The organism is Pseudoalteromonas sp. NZS100_1 (genome assembly GCF_015864285.1).
GTDB classification, from domain to species: domain Bacteria; phylum Pseudomonadota; class Gammaproteobacteria; order Enterobacterales; family Alteromonadaceae; genus Pseudoalteromonas; species Pseudoalteromonas arctica.
Genome location: NZ_JADYXN010000020.1, coordinates 44,350 through 59,665 on the forward strand (window position 1 = coordinate 44,350; position 15,316 = coordinate 59,665).

General features: G+C 40.1%; 14 protein-coding genes. 8 read left to right on the forward strand and 6 right to left on the reverse strand.

What is annotated here, in order from left to right:
• Positions 1-71: 71 nt before the first annotated feature.
• The 3 genes from I6F66_RS13760 to greB form a co-directional block, all read right to left on the reverse strand.
• The gene (locus tag I6F66_RS13760) at positions 72-653 is read right to left on the reverse strand and encodes a CBS domain-containing protein (protein ID WP_024594284.1); all 582 of its coding nucleotides are present in this window, start codon (positions 651-653) and stop codon (positions 72-74) included.
• A gap of 50 nt (positions 654-703) precedes the next feature.
• On the reverse strand, positions 704-1,015 hold the full coding sequence (locus tag I6F66_RS13765; RefSeq protein WP_007584977.1) for a hypothetical protein: 312 nt from the start codon (positions 1,013-1,015) through the stop codon (positions 704-706).
• A gap of 116 nt (positions 1,016-1,131) precedes the next feature.
• Positions 1,132-1,611 (reverse strand): transcription elongation factor GreB, encoded by a 480-nt coding sequence (gene greB, locus I6F66_RS13770; protein WP_165739371.1) that lies wholly within the window; start codon positions 1,609-1,611, stop codon positions 1,132-1,134.
• 195 nt (positions 1,612-1,806) lie between these two features.
• On the opposite strand from greB, the gene ompR reads away from it, so the two are divergent.
• On the forward strand, positions 1,807-2,526 hold the full coding sequence (gene ompR, locus I6F66_RS13775; protein ID WP_002959552.1) for a two-component system response regulator OmpR: 720 nt from the start codon (positions 1,807-1,809) through the stop codon (positions 2,524-2,526).
• Between the two features lie 5 nt (positions 2,527-2,531).
• Positions 2,532-3,845, forward strand: a complete 1,314-nt coding sequence (gene envZ / locus I6F66_RS13780; RefSeq protein ID WP_024607434.1) for a two-component system sensor histidine kinase EnvZ — start codon at positions 2,532-2,534, stop codon at positions 3,843-3,845.
• 22 nt (positions 3,846-3,867) lie between these two features.
• Here the strand turns inward: envZ and I6F66_RS13785 are convergent, their stop codons facing one another.
• Positions 3,868-5,910 (reverse strand): glycoside hydrolase family 97 protein, encoded by a 2,043-nt coding sequence (locus I6F66_RS13785; protein ID WP_197209373.1) that lies wholly within the window; start codon positions 5,908-5,910, stop codon positions 3,868-3,870.
• A gap of 158 nt (positions 5,911-6,068) precedes the next feature.
• Between I6F66_RS13785 and I6F66_RS13790 the strand changes: the two genes are divergently transcribed.
• Both I6F66_RS13790 and I6F66_RS13795 read left to right on the forward strand, forming a co-directional pair.
• Positions 6,069-6,692 carry a plastocyanin gene (locus I6F66_RS13790; RefSeq protein ID WP_024594281.1) on the forward strand — a complete coding sequence of 208 codons (624 nt, stop codon included), beginning with the start codon at positions 6,069-6,071 and terminating at the stop codon, positions 6,690-6,692.
• Complete coding sequence (locus I6F66_RS13795) at positions 6,682-7,914, forward strand: hypothetical protein (RefSeq protein ID WP_197209374.1); 1,233 nt, start codon at positions 6,682-6,684, stop codon at positions 7,912-7,914. Before I6F66_RS13790 ends, I6F66_RS13795 begins: the two co-directional genes overlap by 11 nt.
• Positions 7,915-7,973: 59 nt before the next feature.
• Here I6F66_RS13795 and speE read toward each other — a convergent pair whose 3' ends face one another.
• On the reverse strand, positions 7,974-8,837 hold the full coding sequence (speE, locus tag I6F66_RS13800) for a polyamine aminopropyltransferase (RefSeq protein WP_007584590.1): 864 nt from the start codon (positions 8,835-8,837) through the stop codon (positions 7,974-7,976).
• A 198-nt stretch (positions 8,838-9,035) separates the two neighbouring features.
• On the opposite strand from speE, the gene speA reads away from it, so the two are divergent.
• Genes speA through I6F66_RS13820 form a run of 4 tightly spaced genes read left to right on the forward strand, consistent with a single transcriptional unit; the run spans position 9,036 to position 14,057 of the window.
• The gene (speA, locus tag I6F66_RS13805; protein ID WP_007584591.1) at positions 9,036-10,916 is read left to right on the forward strand and encodes a biosynthetic arginine decarboxylase; all 1,881 of its coding nucleotides are present in this window, start codon (positions 9,036-9,038) and stop codon (positions 10,914-10,916) included.
• A gap of 60 nt (positions 10,917-10,976) precedes the next feature.
• Positions 10,977-11,855 (forward strand): acyltransferase, encoded by an 879-nt coding sequence (locus I6F66_RS13810; RefSeq protein ID WP_024594279.1) that lies wholly within the window; start codon positions 10,977-10,979, stop codon positions 11,853-11,855.
• Between the two features lie 25 nt (positions 11,856-11,880).
• The gene (locus I6F66_RS13815) at positions 11,881-12,801 is read left to right on the forward strand and encodes an acetyltransferase (RefSeq protein WP_024591377.1); all 921 of its coding nucleotides are present in this window, start codon (positions 11,881-11,883) and stop codon (positions 12,799-12,801) included.
• Positions 12,798-14,057, forward strand: a complete 1,260-nt coding sequence (locus I6F66_RS13820) for a mechanosensitive ion channel family protein (RefSeq protein WP_024594278.1) — start codon at positions 12,798-12,800, stop codon at positions 14,055-14,057. Before I6F66_RS13815 ends, I6F66_RS13820 begins: the two co-directional genes overlap by 4 nt.
• On the opposite strand, the gene chrA is transcribed toward I6F66_RS13820, so the two are convergent.
• The gene (gene chrA, locus I6F66_RS13825) at positions 14,014-15,168 is read right to left on the reverse strand and encodes a chromate efflux transporter (protein WP_010554934.1); all 1,155 of its coding nucleotides are present in this window, start codon (positions 15,166-15,168) and stop codon (positions 14,014-14,016) included. The two genes, I6F66_RS13820 and chrA, sit on opposite strands and share 44 nt — an antisense overlap.
• Positions 15,169-15,316: the final 148 nt, after the last annotated feature.

Here is a 15,316-nt window from a genome sequence, read left to right on the forward strand (position 1 = left end):
TTAAAGCAAGCTATTTCACTTGCTTTAAGATGGTTGGGAGGGGAGTAAATCAATTCAACTAAAAGAGCGCCCTAGTGAGGATGCTCAATGTTTTCTAATACTTCACTGAAAGAGTGAGCAATAGGGCTAATATGTAGTGGAATATGTAATGTTTTAGCTATTTGGCGAGCTGAAATTAAACCACAAATTTCGCTACTTGCTGTTGTTACTAATAAAAACATTACACCTTGATGCTCCATTGTTTGCAGCGCATCACCAATACATGCATAGCTTAAACTTTGCATGCTTACACCTGTAAGTCGGCTAATTGGCGTCATAATATCGCGCAAGCTTACTTCACTTCGTGGGGTATTTAAACGCTCTGCAATAATAGTAATTTTAGAGCTTTGTAAATCGGCGCTAGAAACAAGACCAATCAATTTTTGGTTCTCGTCGGTTACTAAAACAAAATCAGATTGTTGTGCACTAACTTGTTTAAGTGCATCTGTAATCGTTGTTGTATGCTCTGCGCGAATGGGCGTTTTTTGAGTAAAGTTATTTACCATTTTTAGTGCTGGAGATGATAAATCAATCAAAGGTTGGTCATCTGCAAATGTGCTTGCAATAACGCCGTGAGAAACATTTTGAGTACGTAATTCTTTAAAGTTAGACATAGTAGTCACCTTAGTAGTTATAAAATTTAATTAAGTTGTAAAATAATGAATTAAATTAAATAGCTAGGTGGTCCGCGTTGGTACGCAGTGCTAAAAGGTCTGTTTAGGTTGGTGCTCTTATAAAAAGAATCTACGACATTAGGAAGTGGTTGAGGCGACCTAAAGGTAATAGTATTAACGTGAGAGTCTACGTCAAAATCGAGGTTTGCTTGGTCAGGAATGTCACAAGCAATAAAGTGATTAGATAGTTTAGCGTTATCAAGGTTTACTTCAGTGTTACTGGCATGCAGCGTCAAACTTACACTCATTAAAAGTGCAAACAATACGGCATTATTTAATATGCGCTGTACTATGTTTGACATAACCACGACCTTAATTAACTGCTTTCAAATTAAACAAATCAACTTGAATAATTCAGTTATAGCTTATTGGTTTAATTTACACAATCAAAAGTTAACATGATCTGAATCAAAACTTTTTATTTCTTTTTTTGGTAATCGATACTGTTTACATACCACTGTTTTTTACCCTGAGGAGTAGGTACCTCAAAATCTTCATCTACTTGTTTTTTAATCAGCGCCCGCGCCATAGGTGAGTCTATCGATATGTAGTCTTTTCGGTCGTAAATTTCATCAGGTCCGACAATTCTGAATTTTTTAGTTTCACCTTCTTCGTTTTCAATTTCGACCCATGCACCAAAAAACACTTTTCCATCTTGAACGGGAGAGTAGTCGATGATTTTTAAATCAGGTATGCGTTTGCGTAAATAGCGTACACGACGGTCAATTTGGCGTAGCAAACGCTTGTTGTATTGATAGTCTGCGTTCTCAGAGCGATCTCCGAGGCTGGCTGCCCAACTAACTATTTTTGTTACTTCTGGGCGTTTAACGTTCCATAGTTGGTCGTGTTCTTGTTGTAATTGTAAGTAACCTTCACGGGTAACTAAATTTGTTTTCATGGTGAATTCTTTATTAACTCTAATGGTGTGCACGTTATTAAATTTGCCAAAACTTGTCGAGCGTAAAATGTAATAAAGTACGAGTAAGTAAGCTTTGAAATGTTCAGTAACAATCTAAGCAAGTAATTAGTTTTTGATTATTAAGTTTTTCATTTATATTAACTAGTAATTGGATATAAAAATAAGAAAGAGATTATGGGACACGAAACCACAAAAGTATTAGTTGTTGATGACGATATGCGCTTACGCAGTTTGCTTGAACGTTATTTAGTAGAGCAAGGCTTTATTGTTAGAACCGCAGGAAACTCGGAGCAAATGGATAGACTCCTAGAGCGAGAAAACTTTCACTTAATGGTTCTCGATTTAATGCTCCCAGGCGAGGATGGCTTATCTATTTGCCGCCGTCTACGCCAAAAAGAAAATGAAATTCCTATTGTTATGCTTACTGCAAAGGGCGACGAAGTAGATCGCATTATTGGCCTTGAACTTGGCGCTGACGATTACATTCCAAAACCATTTAATCCACGAGAGCTACTTGCTCGCATAAAAGCCATTTTACGTCGCCGAGCAAAAGAAGTACCAGGCGCACCTGCTGCTGAAGAAAACTTAATCGCTTTTGGTAAATTTACGCTTAATTTGGCAACGCGCGAAATGAGTGAAGGGGATAAAACAATATCGCTTACCAGTGGTGAGTTTGCAGTGCTTAAAGCGCTTGTTTCGCATCCACGTGAGCCACTTAGTCGCGATAAGCTAATGAACTTAGCGCGTGGCCGCGATTACAGTGCGCTTGAGCGAAGCATTGATGTGCAAGTGTCGAGACTTCGCCGCATGATCGAAGTAGATGCTGCCAATCCACGATATATTCAAACCGTTTGGGGTTTGGGGTATGTGTTTGTTCCCGACGGTGAAAAGTAATATTTATGGGCATGTTTCCGCGCAGTGCTTTTGGACAAACTGTTTTTTTAGTGGCGGCTCTGCTGCTCATAAATCAAATAGTGTCTTATGTTACGGTTAGTTTTTATGTTGTAAAACCAACCATTGAGCAAGTTAACTTGATGCTTGCTAAGCAAATTAAAACAGTATTTATTGACTGGGAAGATGGCGTTGAAATAAACGACGAAGTATCTGCAAAGTTTTTTGAAATTACCGGCATTGAAGTCATGACTCAGCGAGAAGCGATGCGTCAAGGGCTTGGGCAAAGCCGCGAATATTCTATGCTATCGCGCAGCATGACTGAGCAACTTGGTGGTTATTCTCGTGTACGTATTAGCCAAACTGATCCGTTGATTTATTGGGTTGAAGCACCGCAAGCGCCTGGTTATTGGGTAAAAGTACCGCTTAAAGGCTTTAAAGAGAACAACTTAGAGTTTTTAACTTTTTACTTATCAAGTATTGGCTTTTTAAGTGTGCTGGGTGGGTGGTTGTTTGCAAGGCACCTTAATAGACCATTAAAAGCACTGCAACAGGCTGCAGTGAAAGTGGGTAAAGGCGACTTTTCTACCAAGTTAGAAGAACAAGGCTCAACAGAAGTAATAGAAGTAACGCGCGCGTTTAACCAAATGTCGCGCGGAATTGCTGCACTTGAAAACGACCGCCGTTTACTAATGGCCGGTGTATCTCATGATTTACGTACGCCGCTTACGCGTATCCGTTTAGCCACCGAAATGATGGTTGATGAAGACGACTATCTCCGTGAAGGTATTATTTACGATATAGAAGACATGAACGGGATTATTGATCAGTTTATTGAGTATCTACGCCACCATAAACGTGAAGAACTAAGTTGCGAAGATATCAATGCTTTAGTTGCCGAGGTTGTCAATTCTGAGCTTCAGCATCAACGTACTATTACGTTTAAAAGTAATCCAAATATAGGCAATATACCGTTAAGCTCTGTGGCTATTAAACGTGTAATTACCAACATGATTGGTAATGCGCTGCGTTATTCTGAGGGCGATATTGAAGTACTTAGCTACTTTAATTCAAACAAAAAATATGTAGTTATCGCTGTAAACGATAGTGGCCCCGGCATTCCTGAAAACGAATTAGAGTCTGTTTTTGAGCCTTTTAAACAAGGCGATGCTGCACGAGGAAGTGAAGGCAGTGGCCTAGGCCTTGCTATTATTAAACGCATTGTTGATATGCACGACGGTAAAGTAAAGCTAGAAAACCGCCCAGAAGGCGGTTTAAGTGCACAAGTATACTTGCCAATAAAGGTATCAACCCCTGCATAGTAAATTCAGGGGGCCCATTATATTAAAGTGCTTTAAAACGAATAGCTGTACCGCCACTAGTGGCTAATTTAAGCATTAGTTTATCGCTTGCAGTTACAACACGTTTTTCGATAGCTAGATCGTACGGATTGTTTTTCCACTCTGCGCTTTTACCATCTTTATAAATTTGTGCTTCAAACTTTTTGCCTTGCTCTAAAAAGTCGAGTTTTACCTCAACAGTTCTGGCTTTTTCGTCAGTAACAGCACCTAGGTACCAATCATTTCCTGAGTATTTAGTGCTTTTACGTTCTTTACGAGCGAATACAATAAAGTCGCCTACTTCACCATCAATAGCAATACTTTGCTGCCAATCTGTTGGTACGTCTTGAATGAATTGAAACGCATCGGGCTTAGCCAAATAGTTTTTAGGTAAGTCGGCAGCCATTTGAATTGGGCTATACAAAACAACATAAAGTGCGAGTTGTTTGGCGAGTGTGGTTTGTGGGCGGTTTGTATCGCCTCCTAAACCATTAAAGCTCATATCAAAAATACCTGGCGTAAAGTCCATTGGTCCTGCAAGCATGCGGGTAAAAGCAAGCATTGGTACATGCTCTGGTGGGTTAGGTGGTGAACCCCATGCATTATACTCTTGTCCGCGTGCGCCTTCGCGCGCAATCCAGTTTGGATAAGTACGGCGCAGGCCTGTATCTTTAATTGGCTCGTGAGTATTAATGCTAATTTTATGCTTAGCCGCAAGTTTTACGTTATAAAGGTATTCGTTAACCATAAACTGGCCGTCATGCCATTCGTGGCGAGCAATACCGTTTTTGTCTATACGTTTTATATTTCCGCCATCGGCTACATAACCTGTTTTTACTTGGCTTACGTTTGATTTTTCGTAAAGGGCAAAAGCATCTTCCATTTGGTCACGGTAGTTGCTTACATTGCCTGATGTTTCATGGTGGCCAATGAGCTGTACGCCTTTTTCTTTGCCGTATTGAGTCAGTGCTGCTATATCAAAGTCGTCGTACGGTTTGGTAAAGTTAAATACATCGCCATTAAAATACCAATCGCCATCCCAACCAATATTCCAGCCTTCAACGAGTACGCCATCAAAACCATACTGCGCTGCAAAATCCATATAGTATTTTGTGGTTTGCGTAGTGGCGCCGTGTTTTTTACCGCTACCCCAAGTTTGCGTGTTTATATGCATACCCCACCAAATACCCACGTATTTGCCAGGCTTAGCCCACGACACGTCACCGAGTTTATTAGGCTCGTTTAGGTTTAGTATTATATCTGAATTAACTAAGCCAACAGCGCTGTCGGCTATTTGAATGGTGCGCCATGGTGTTTTAAAAGCACCTTGTTTTTTAACTGCAACACCATCTGACCACGGTGTTAAATCGGCAGTGAACGTACCAGAGCGGCGTTGATTAAGCACCATGCCTGCGTAATCAACAAGTGCGGCTTCATGAATACTAATATGAGTACCGTCACTTGTTTTAAACGTAAATGGTGTGTGAGCTAGTGGAGCTTCGTTAAGTGGAGTAGTGTTGTAAACATATTCGTAGCGGTTCCAGCCTCGAGCAGGTATCCACCAGGCGGTAGCATCTTGACTATTGTTTATTGCAAATTCAGTCAACTCTTTGGTTATTTCAGTGTGCTCAAAACCTGCTTGTTGTGGCACTTCGTATCTAAAACCTACGCCACTATCAAATGCTTTAAATCGAATAGTGTAGGTACCTTTATTTGGCTCGTTTTTTGTAAAGGTAACGGCTACTTCGTTATATTCGTCAATAACGTTTTGGCGTTCGCCCCAGGGTTGTTGCCACTGCGAGTTAACGCTTTGTTGTTCAATGCTTTTAATTTTAAAGCCGTCGCTAAAAGCTGCTTGTGTTTTAAATTCAAACCCCAGTAAAGATTTGTTTATAACCGCTTTGTTTTTAAATTTTATAGCGTAGCTTGGCGTGTTGTTTTCGTCAGAGATGCTTACTGTTATTTGTGTGTCTGGCGATTTTAGCTCTACGGTTTGTCCGTAGCTATTACTAGCAAAGGCTAAAAGCACAAGTGCTGGTATTCTCATGGTATGTCCTTAGATGAGTCGGTGGTGACATCTAAGGATAATGACTGTTGATGATTAATACGACTGCTTACATACGTATTCAATGTTTTAAAAAATAGAAAGAATTTGGTGGCTTAATCGGTCTATAATGTAAACAAATTGATAATAGCGACAAGAAAATGATAAAAAGCTTACTTTATGTATTTTTACTAAGTGTTAGTACTGGAGTTTTTGCAGCAAATATTACAATTAAAAATGCTAATAATGACCCATTACCTAATGCTGTTGTATGGCTAACTGCAGGAGGCCCCTCTAGCGTTATTCCTCCAGAAGCACCTTATGCGATGACCCAGCAAAATCGAGAATTTAAGCCGCGTATTTTAGTTGTCCCACAAAATGCAAAGGTAGAGTTTCCGAATGCGGACTCAATCATGCATCATGTTTATTCATTTTCTAAAGCTAAAACATTTGAATTAAAGCTATATAAGGAGCATCCAAAAGCGCCCATTACTTTTGATCAAACGGGTGTTGTTGAGCTTGGCTGTAATATTCATGATTGGATGTTAGGTTATATTGTAGTGGTAGATAGCACTATTTTTGCAATCACTGATGAAAGCGGGAATGTTGATTTAAATGCCAATTCAGGCGAATACACGTTAAGTGTTTGGCATTCTGGGTTTAGTGATATTAGTAAGGTTGAATCTCAAACTATTACTGTGGCTACTAACCCTATCACTTATAAAGTAAAGCAGGAAATTGCGGAGCAAATTGATTTTGCTACGGATGAATTTGATGACTATTAATCGCTTAATAAGGCTGGCATTTGTAGCCGGTGCTTTATGTTTTAGTAATGCATTGTATGCACAAGTAAAAGGCTTGATACAAATTAGAGCCGTGCAGGGGGACGATATACGTAGCTTCCAAGAGGGCGGTCTTGGGCTATATCGGCACGATACTAAAAGCGACGAACTTATTTTATCCCAAGGTATTTTAGATTTTAATGTTGATTTAGCATCTAGTTGGTCGGCTCATGGGGTGTTAAATGCGAATCAAGATCCTGACGTTGGCCTTGGTTTTACGCAGGCTTATATAAAGTATCAGCCGCTATCTAACAGCAACTATAAATGGCACATGCGCGTGGGGGGTTTTTACCCACTTATGTCGCTTGAAAATCCTGATATAGGGTGGACTTCTCCTTATAACTATACAAACTCAGCTATTAATAGCTGGATAGGCGAGGAAGTACGCACTGTTGGCGCAGAGGTAACTATTAAGCGCCCAGCAAAACGTTTTAACAGCAGGCATAACTTTAGCTTTGTAGGTGCGACATTTAAAGGCAACGACCCCGCAGGGACTTTACTTGCGTGGCGTGGTTTTGCATTACACGATAGACAAACTACATTTAACGAAAGTATTAAATTTGCGCCTATAGCGGCATTAAATGCATACGAATTACGTTGGCAGGCTAATCAGGTTTTGCCGTTTGAAGAGGTAGACGGGCGTTTTGGCTATTACGCTGGCGTACATTGGGATTACTTAAAAAAATCACAATTTCGAATTTATTATTACAACAATAACGGTGACCCAACCACACTCAATATTAGTACAGGGCAGTATGCTTGGGATACTCGCTTTACAAGCGCTGCTTGGCTTTATAAGTTTAATAGTAAAACACGTTTAATAGCACAGGTACTTAATGGTAAAACTGAAATGGGCAGTAACGCATTAATTGATAATGCTTTTTATAGTCATTATTTAATGCTGAGCCATAAAGAAGGCAAACATCGAGTTTCAGTACGTTATGATTATTTTAAAGTTACTGACAACGACACAACCGCGTTTGACCCTAATGCAAGTAATGGGGAAGGCTTAACCGCAACATGGCGCTACCAGCTCACTAATAAACTACAAATAGGGGTTGAAGGTTCTGCACTTAAAAGTGTTGCAAAAAATAGAGAGCCAATTGGATTTAATGAACGAATCTCGCAGCAGCAAATAATGCTAAATGCGCAATGGCGTTTTTAAAAGTATAAAAAAGGGAGCATTTAAATGCTCCCTTTTTAGTTTAATAAAATTGGTATAGATTATTTTTTATCGAATGCGCGTTTCATGTAGTTAGGTGTAGCGAGTGCACCATGGTGAATACCGTTGTTATAGTACTCGCTGTGCTGTGCAATATTTGCAGCTGCATCTTCTCTAAAACCGTCAAATGCTTGTGATTTACGTGCAAGTGTTACTGACCATAAACCGCTTGGGTAAATTGGTTGTGGAAATGGTAATGTTTGTAAATCGTTAAAGCCTACGCTTAACATTGCTTCGCGCATTTCAACTAATAGTGGCATGTGCATAAGTGGTGATTCACTTTGTTGTACTAAAATACCACCTGGGCGCAGTGCATCTAAACAACTTGTGTAAAACGCATGGTTAAATAAACCCTCACCTGGACCTACCGGATCTGTGCCATCAACAATCACTACGTCGATAGATTCGCCAGCGGCTTCGCGCATGTATTTAATACCGTCGTCAAACATAACAGTTGCACGGGCGTCGTTATTAGATTCACAAAGCTCTGGGAAGTATTTTAACGACATTTGCGTTACTACTTCGTCGATATCTATTTGCGTTACAGTTTCTACGCCTGGGTGTTTTAATACTTCGCGTAAAGTACCGCAGTCGCCGCCGCCAATAATAACGACGTTTTTAGGGTTTGGATGCGCTAAAAGTGCAGGGTGGCTGATCATCTCATGATAAAAGAAGTTTTCGCGGGTTGTTACCATAGTACACCCGTCGATGATCATTAAATTACCAAAGTCTGTGGTTTCAAACATTTCTACCTTTTGAAAAGGAGACTGTTTTTCATCTAACTTTTTATTAATACGTAATGAAAATGCGCTGCCATCGCGGTCGCTAATTTCAGTAAACCACTTACTTTGATCTAAATTTGCCATAGTTACTATTACACTTTTTAGGTTGAGTATGAAAAAGGGGCAATTCTGCCAGTGCTTGGCGTTTTGCTCAATGACATTTTAACTGATTTGACGAATAAAGTTAGTTAGGAGTGAGTGAAAGTTCAATTTTTGTTAGCCTAGTGGATAGTGACGTATTAAAATGCGCCTTTATACCTAATTGACTAAAGAAGAGTTGCCATGACCTGGGGTTTAGAAACAGCACGCGCCACTTATAACGTTGCTCATTGGAGTGATGGTTATTTTGATATTAACGCACAAGGCGAACTGGTGGCTTACCCAGATGGCGACCAAACAAAACCGGCCATTTCTTTAACGCAATTAACTGAGCAGTTTAAGCAACAAGGTTTAACGTTGCCGGTTTTAGTACGCTTTACTGATATTTTAAAAAATCGTGTAGACACACTTACTAACGCGTTTACGCAGGCGCGAGCAAATCGCGAATATAACGGAAAATACACCTGTGTTTACCCAATTAAAGTAAATCAGCAACGTTCTGTAGTAAGTAAACTATTAGCGCATCCAAGCGGGCTTGTTGGCCTAGAAGCAGGCTCAAAGCCAGAACTTATGGCTATTTTGGGTGTAGCAAAAGAGCCAATCACAATAGTGTGTAACGGCTATAAAGACAGTGAGTTTTTACGCCTAGCGTGTATTGGTCAAGCAATGGGCCACAGCGTAAAAATTGTGGTAGAAAAGCTTTCAGAACTGACCACACTACTTGAAGAAATAGACAACCTAGGCATTGAACCGGCTATTGGTATTCGCATTCGCCTAAACTCAGTAGGCAAAGGCAAGTGGCAAAACACGGGCGGCGAAAAAGGCAAGTTTGGTTTAACGGCAGGCCAAGTACTAAGTGCTGTTGAAGTGCTTAAAAAGCATAATAAGCTGCACTTAATGCAAATGGTGCATTTTCATATTGGTTCTCAAATTGCCAACATTCGTGATATTCACCGTGCTTTACGTGAATGTGCACGCCACTTTGCTGAGCTTACACAATTAAACGTACCGTTAAATACAGTTGATGTGGGCGGCGGCTTAGGCGTTGATTACGAGGGCTCTGGCTCGCGTAGTGCGTGTTCAATGAATTACACCGTAGAAGAGTATGCGCGTAACGTAGTGAATGCATTTGCAGAAGTGTGCGATCAGCATAACCTTACGCATCCGGCCATTATCACCGAGTCGGGGCGTGCTTTAACTGCTCACCATGCGGTATTAATTACCGATGTAATTGACGTAGAAAAAGCGCCTAATCATTTAAATCCAGAGCCACCGCTTGAAAATAGCGCATTAGTGCTTGATGAAATGTGGCAGTGTTTACAGCGTTTAAACCCGCGTATGGCATTAGAGATTTATCACGACGCTATGCACTTATTTAGCGAAGCGCACGATCAGTACGTGCATGGCTTAGTAAGCATGCTAGAGTGGGCGAAAATAGAGCAGCTTTACTTTACTATTTTACATCGTGTACGTGCATCGCTTAGTAATAACGCGCGCGCGCACCGTGAAGTGCTCGACGATTTAAACGAAAAGCTTGCTGATAAACTCTTTGTTAACTTTTCATTATTTCAGTCGTTGCCTGATGTATGGGGTATTCAGCAGTTGTTTCCTGTTATGCCAATCGAAAACTTAACTCAGCCACTGACTCAGCGCGCGATTATTCAAGATATTACCTGCGATTCTGACGGGCAAATTCGCGAATACGTTGAAGGCGCTGGTATCGAAACCAGCCTACCAATACCAGAATATAAGCATGGCGAGCAATACCACATTGCTATGTTTATGGTAGGCGCGTATCAAGAGATTTTAGGTGATTTACATAACCTATTTGGTGACACTGATTCGGTGCACGTAGAGCTTAACGACGACGGCTACGTGTTAACCAATGCTATAAAAGGTGATAGCGTTAAGGATGTATTAAAGTTTGTTGACTATGATAGCGCCATTTTAGCTGACAACTTTGCGTACCAAGTTAATAAACTTGATGTATCGACGCAGTGTAAAGAAGGTTATTTAGCTGAGCTTAATGCAGGCCTTGAAGGCTATACCTATTTTGAAGATTAATTTGTAAGCAACTGAAAGCGCAGTATTAGTGGCTGCGCAATGTTTAAAGGAATGGAAGTAATGTCAGTTATTCGCAGTGTATTTAGTATTATTTTTTACACAATAAACACACTTTTTTGGTTTGTGCCTATTTTTGTTTGTGGGCTTATAAAGCTTATCCCTATTAAGCCTCTACAAAAGCTTATGAGCTGGGCAGCTAAGCAATTTGCAACTATTTGGGTTACCTTTAATAGCTTAAATCAAGCGTTATTTACGCCAACTAAACTTAATGTAACTGGCCTTGAAGACCTTAAACTAAAAGATTGGTACCTAGTAATTGCAAATCACCAAAGCTGGGTCGATATTTTAGTATTACAGCGCGTGTTTAATCGTAAAATTCCATTTTTAAACTTCTTTTTGAAAAAAGAGCTTATTTACGTGCCTATTTTAGGTTTATGTTGGTGGGCGCTTGATTTTCCGTTTATGACTCGCACGAGTAAAAGCCAATTAAAAAAGAATCCAAAGCTGCGTGGCAAAGATTTAGAAACCACACGTAAAGCCTGCGAAAAATTTAAAGAGATGCCAGTAAGTGTGGTTAACTTTGTAGAAGGCACTCGTTTTACTACGCAAAAGCATGAGCGCCAAAATAGCCCGTTCCCACATTTATTAAAACCAAAAGCGGGCGGTATTGCTTTTGTAATGCAAGCAATGGGCGAGCAAATTACTAAAGTGGTTAACGTTACCATTCAGTACCCAGATGGTATTCCTACTTTTATGGATTTTGCTGGTGGTAAGGTAAAAAATATCAACGTACACGTGGAAGTAAGGCCGGTAAGCGAAGAGCTTATTGGTGACTACACCGGTGATTCTGAATTTAGAGTTCGCTTTCAAAGCGAGTTAAACCGCTTATGGGAAAACAAAGAGCAAACACTACAATCGCTCGAAAAAACCCATAAGTAAAAGGTAAAAATATGAGCTTACAGTTATGCTAAAAAAGTGGTTACCAAATTGGCTTAACGGCTTAATTGTAGGCTGCGTATTGTTTTCTAACATGATACTTTTTGGCTCGCTAGTATTTGTACTGGGCCTTATTAAGTTATTACTGCCTTTGCCTGTGGTTAACTCTATATTACACAGCGCTTACCGAGGTTGGTGTAACGGCAACCGTTTAGGGCTTTGGTTAGGTTGCCCTAACATTGTGGTTGATATAAGTGGCGACTTAAACTCAAAAAGTTGGTATTTACTTATTTGTAACCACGCGAGTTGGTTAGATATAACTGTACTTAGCTCATTACATGCATTGCCTGCCCCTAAGTTCTTTTTAAAAGACGGGTTAAAGTACATGCCTTTTATTGGCACTGGTGCGTGGGCTATGGGTATGCCGTTTATGAAACGGGTAAGCAAAGCGCAGCTTGCTAAAAATCCAAAGTTGAAAGGGTTGGATGTAGAGCGCACGAAGCGTAGCTGTCGTAATTTTCGTCATCATCCTACTACCATCATTAATTTTGTTGAAGGTACACGCTATACGCCAGCCAAACATAATCTGCAACAAAGTCCTTTTAAGCATTTATTAAAGCCCAAAGCGGGTGGCATTGCTTTTGCGCTTGAAGTATTAGCCGATCAATTTGATGCCATGCTTAATACAAGTTTAGTATACAGCGGTAAGACAGATCACGTTTGTCGTAACTTGCTAAAAGGTGAGCTAGATTCTATTTATGTTTCAATAGACGTAACGCCCATTAATGACAATATGCAGGGCAGCTATCAAAGCGATGACGTATTTAAAGTTAATTTTCAACATTATGTGAATGAGCTATGGGTTGCTAAAGATCAGCAGCTTGCCGACATTTATGCTCAACAAGATTTACCTGAACCACAAATCAGTAAGGAAATTGAAACACTATGACCAACACCCATCTTCAGGAATTAATTGCTCCTTGGTTTGAAAAAGTACCCGACGCGGATTTTCTTAGCTCAATTACCGCAGTCTCAATAGGGATATTTTCTTTATTAATTGTTTACTTATTTACTCGTAGATTAATGTTACCTGGCATTCAAAAAATAGTGACGAGGCTTTCTCCTGAGCGAATTGGTGCGCTTTCTCCTATGCTTAATAAGCTAAATAAACGTATTGCCGGAATGCTGTGCTGCGTATTGTTTTTAGCTACGTTTGATAGCGTATACCCAGTTAATGAAATTGCAGGAGAAATACTAAAAACAATAGGACAAGCTTTGCTTATTATTTATGCGGGTTTTATTTTTAGTAGTATTGTGAGCATTGCGGGTACTATTTATAACCAGTTAGAGTTTGCACGCGAAGTCCCTATTCAGGGCTTAATTCAGGTTGTTAAGCTAATAACCTTTATTGTGTGTGCAATTTTAATTGTGAGCATTTTTCTTGAGAAGTCACCTACTTATATTCTCTCTGGCTTTGGTGCTATTGCTGCCGTTACGTTATTAGTATTTAAAGACACTATTTTAGGCTTTGTAGCCAGTATTCAAATAGCAGCAAATCGCCTAGTAACCTATGGTGATTGGATTCAAGTAGAAAATTACGGCGCCGATGGCGAAGTAATTGATTTGGGTTTAAACACTGTAAAGGTACGTAACTGGGATAACACCATAACAACTATTCCAACTTATATGCTGGTAGCGGGTTCATTTAAAAACTGGCGCGGCATGCAAGAGTCGGGCGGTAGACGTATTAAACGCTCACTCAATATTGATATGCACAGTATTTGTTTAGTGGGTGATGAGTTTAGAAAACAAATTGATGCGGCTATTCCGCTGCACGACTATATTCGAGTGACGACATTACCTGCTCAGGTTTCTAATTTAGGGTTATTTCGTCGCTATGCTGAAGGCTATTTAAAACAGCACAGTAAAATTAATACGTCGCTTACGTTAATGGTACGAGAGCTACAACCACTAAACCATGGTTTACCTATTGAGTTTTATTGCTTTAGTGAAGACAAACGCTGGATTTCGTACGAGCATTTACAAGCCGAAATAATGGACCATTTACTTGCGGTATTACCCGTGTTTGGGCTTAGAGCGTATCAAAGTGTAAGTGGGCAATTAAGCCCACCTAACGAGCAACAAACAGATAAGCCAACATTTAGAGTGATGGCAAATAGTGCTGTAAAAGACCCACAGCAATAAATAAAGCTAAGAGCCACCAAATAGGTGGCTTTTTAAATCGCAGCCATGCAAATGTAATTATTACTAACGCAACTTGCCAAAGGTTATGCACCGCTGATGTCCAAATTGGCGAATACAGTGCAGCCGCTAAAAAACCTACTACCGCGGCATTAAGCGCCGCTATTGAGCTTGCAAAACGTGGCTTACTTGCCAAGTTAATCCAGCTCTTTTGGAATGCGAGTATAAGTAAAAAACCAGGCATAAATATAAGCAGTGTAGCTATAAGAGCACCCACTAAAGGTTGTTCTGTAGTAAGTTGTGCGCCTAAGTAAGTAGCAATAGTAAACATAGGCCCAGGCACTGCTTGTGCACTCGCGTAAGCACTTAAAAACTGATCATCACTCAATGCTGGTACGCCAGCTTGAAGTACCGGCAGTACTACGTGTCCGCCGCCAAACACCATTGCACCTGCCTGGTAAAAAGGGGCAAACAAAGCAAACTCATGTCCTAGTGGAATAAAGCTCACACCAAGTAAGAGCGCAAATAACCCCAGTGCAATCCAATTAATATTACTTTTTGTACTGCTAACATTTTCTGTGGCTGTACCCAGTTTTAATAAAGGCCATATAGCACCTATTGTTGCAGCGGTTATTAAAATAGCGATTTGAGTTCCCATCATTGGAAATAACACCAAAGCAAGTGTACTCATTACAGCAAGTAACTTAAGCGCAGCACTTGTACAAAAGCTTTTAGCCATACTAAGTGTTGCATCAGCAACTATAACAACGGCAAATAACTTTAAGCCTGCAATAATGGCAAAGTAAACAGCGTCAAACTGATGAGCACTCACCGCAAGCAGCACCATTATTAAAAACGAAGGCAGAGTAAAACCTACAAAAGCAGCTATACCACCCAGTACTCCAGCACGCTCAACACCAATAGCAAAACTAACTTGGCTAGAGCCAGGCCCCGGCAGCGCTTGGCTTAAACTAATAAGTTGTGCGTAACGCGTGTTAGTTAACCAATTTAACGAGTCTACAAAGTGGCGTTTAAAATAACCTAAATGCGCAGCAGGGCCGCCAAAGCTCATACACCCTAGTAAAAAAAACTGTCTAAAAATAGCAATTAACATTGCGCCAATATCCTTTGTAAAATTCATTAAATTGTCACAGCGTAGTATGACATTTTTATTAAAATGACACATTAGTTTGAGGTCTGTTTAACAATCAAGCAAGATGCGTTGCTTTTAACACTCTCTTCATAGTTTGTTCATACATGTA

What these genes read in the sequence shown, in the direction of transcription:
- I6F66_RS13760 (WP_024594284.1), bottom strand. Translation starts at nt 653, where the DNA reads ATGTCTAACTTTAAAGAATTACGTACTCAAAATGTTTCTCACGGCGTT.
- I6F66_RS13765 (WP_007584977.1), bottom strand. Translation starts at nt 1,015, where the DNA reads ATGTCAAACATAGTACAGCGCATATTAAATAATGCCGTATTGTTTGCA.
- greB (WP_165739371.1), bottom strand. Translation starts at nt 1,611, where the DNA reads ATGAAAACAAATTTAGTTACCCGTGAAGGTTACTTACAATTACAACAA.
- ompR (WP_002959552.1), top strand. Translation starts at nt 1,807, where the DNA reads ATGGGACACGAAACCACAAAAGTATTAGTTGTTGATGACGATATGCGC.
- envZ (WP_024607434.1), top strand. Translation starts at nt 2,532, where the DNA reads ATGGGCATGTTTCCGCGCAGTGCTTTTGGACAAACTGTTTTTTTAGTG.
- I6F66_RS13785 (WP_197209373.1), bottom strand. Translation starts at nt 5,910, where the DNA reads ATGAGAATACCAGCACTTGTGCTTTTAGCCTTTGCTAGTAATAGCTAC.
- I6F66_RS13790 (WP_024594281.1), top strand. Translation starts at nt 6,069, where the DNA reads ATGATAAAAAGCTTACTTTATGTATTTTTACTAAGTGTTAGTACTGGA.
- I6F66_RS13795 (WP_197209374.1), top strand. Translation starts at nt 6,682, where the DNA reads ATGACTATTAATCGCTTAATAAGGCTGGCATTTGTAGCCGGTGCTTTA.
- speE (WP_007584590.1), bottom strand. Translation starts at nt 8,837, where the DNA reads ATGGCAAATTTAGATCAAAGTAAGTGGTTTACTGAAATTAGCGACCGC.
- speA (WP_007584591.1), top strand. Translation starts at nt 9,036, where the DNA reads ATGACCTGGGGTTTAGAAACAGCACGCGCCACTTATAACGTTGCTCAT.
- I6F66_RS13810 (WP_024594279.1), top strand. Translation starts at nt 10,977, where the DNA reads ATGTCAGTTATTCGCAGTGTATTTAGTATTATTTTTTACACAATAAAC.
- I6F66_RS13815 (WP_024591377.1), top strand. Translation starts at nt 11,881, where the DNA reads ATGCTAAAAAAGTGGTTACCAAATTGGCTTAACGGCTTAATTGTAGGC.
- I6F66_RS13820 (WP_024594278.1), top strand. Translation starts at nt 12,798, where the DNA reads ATGACCAACACCCATCTTCAGGAATTAATTGCTCCTTGGTTTGAAAAA.
- chrA (WP_010554934.1), bottom strand. Translation starts at nt 15,168, where the DNA reads ATGTTAATTGCTATTTTTAGACAGTTTTTTTTACTAGGGTGTATGAGC.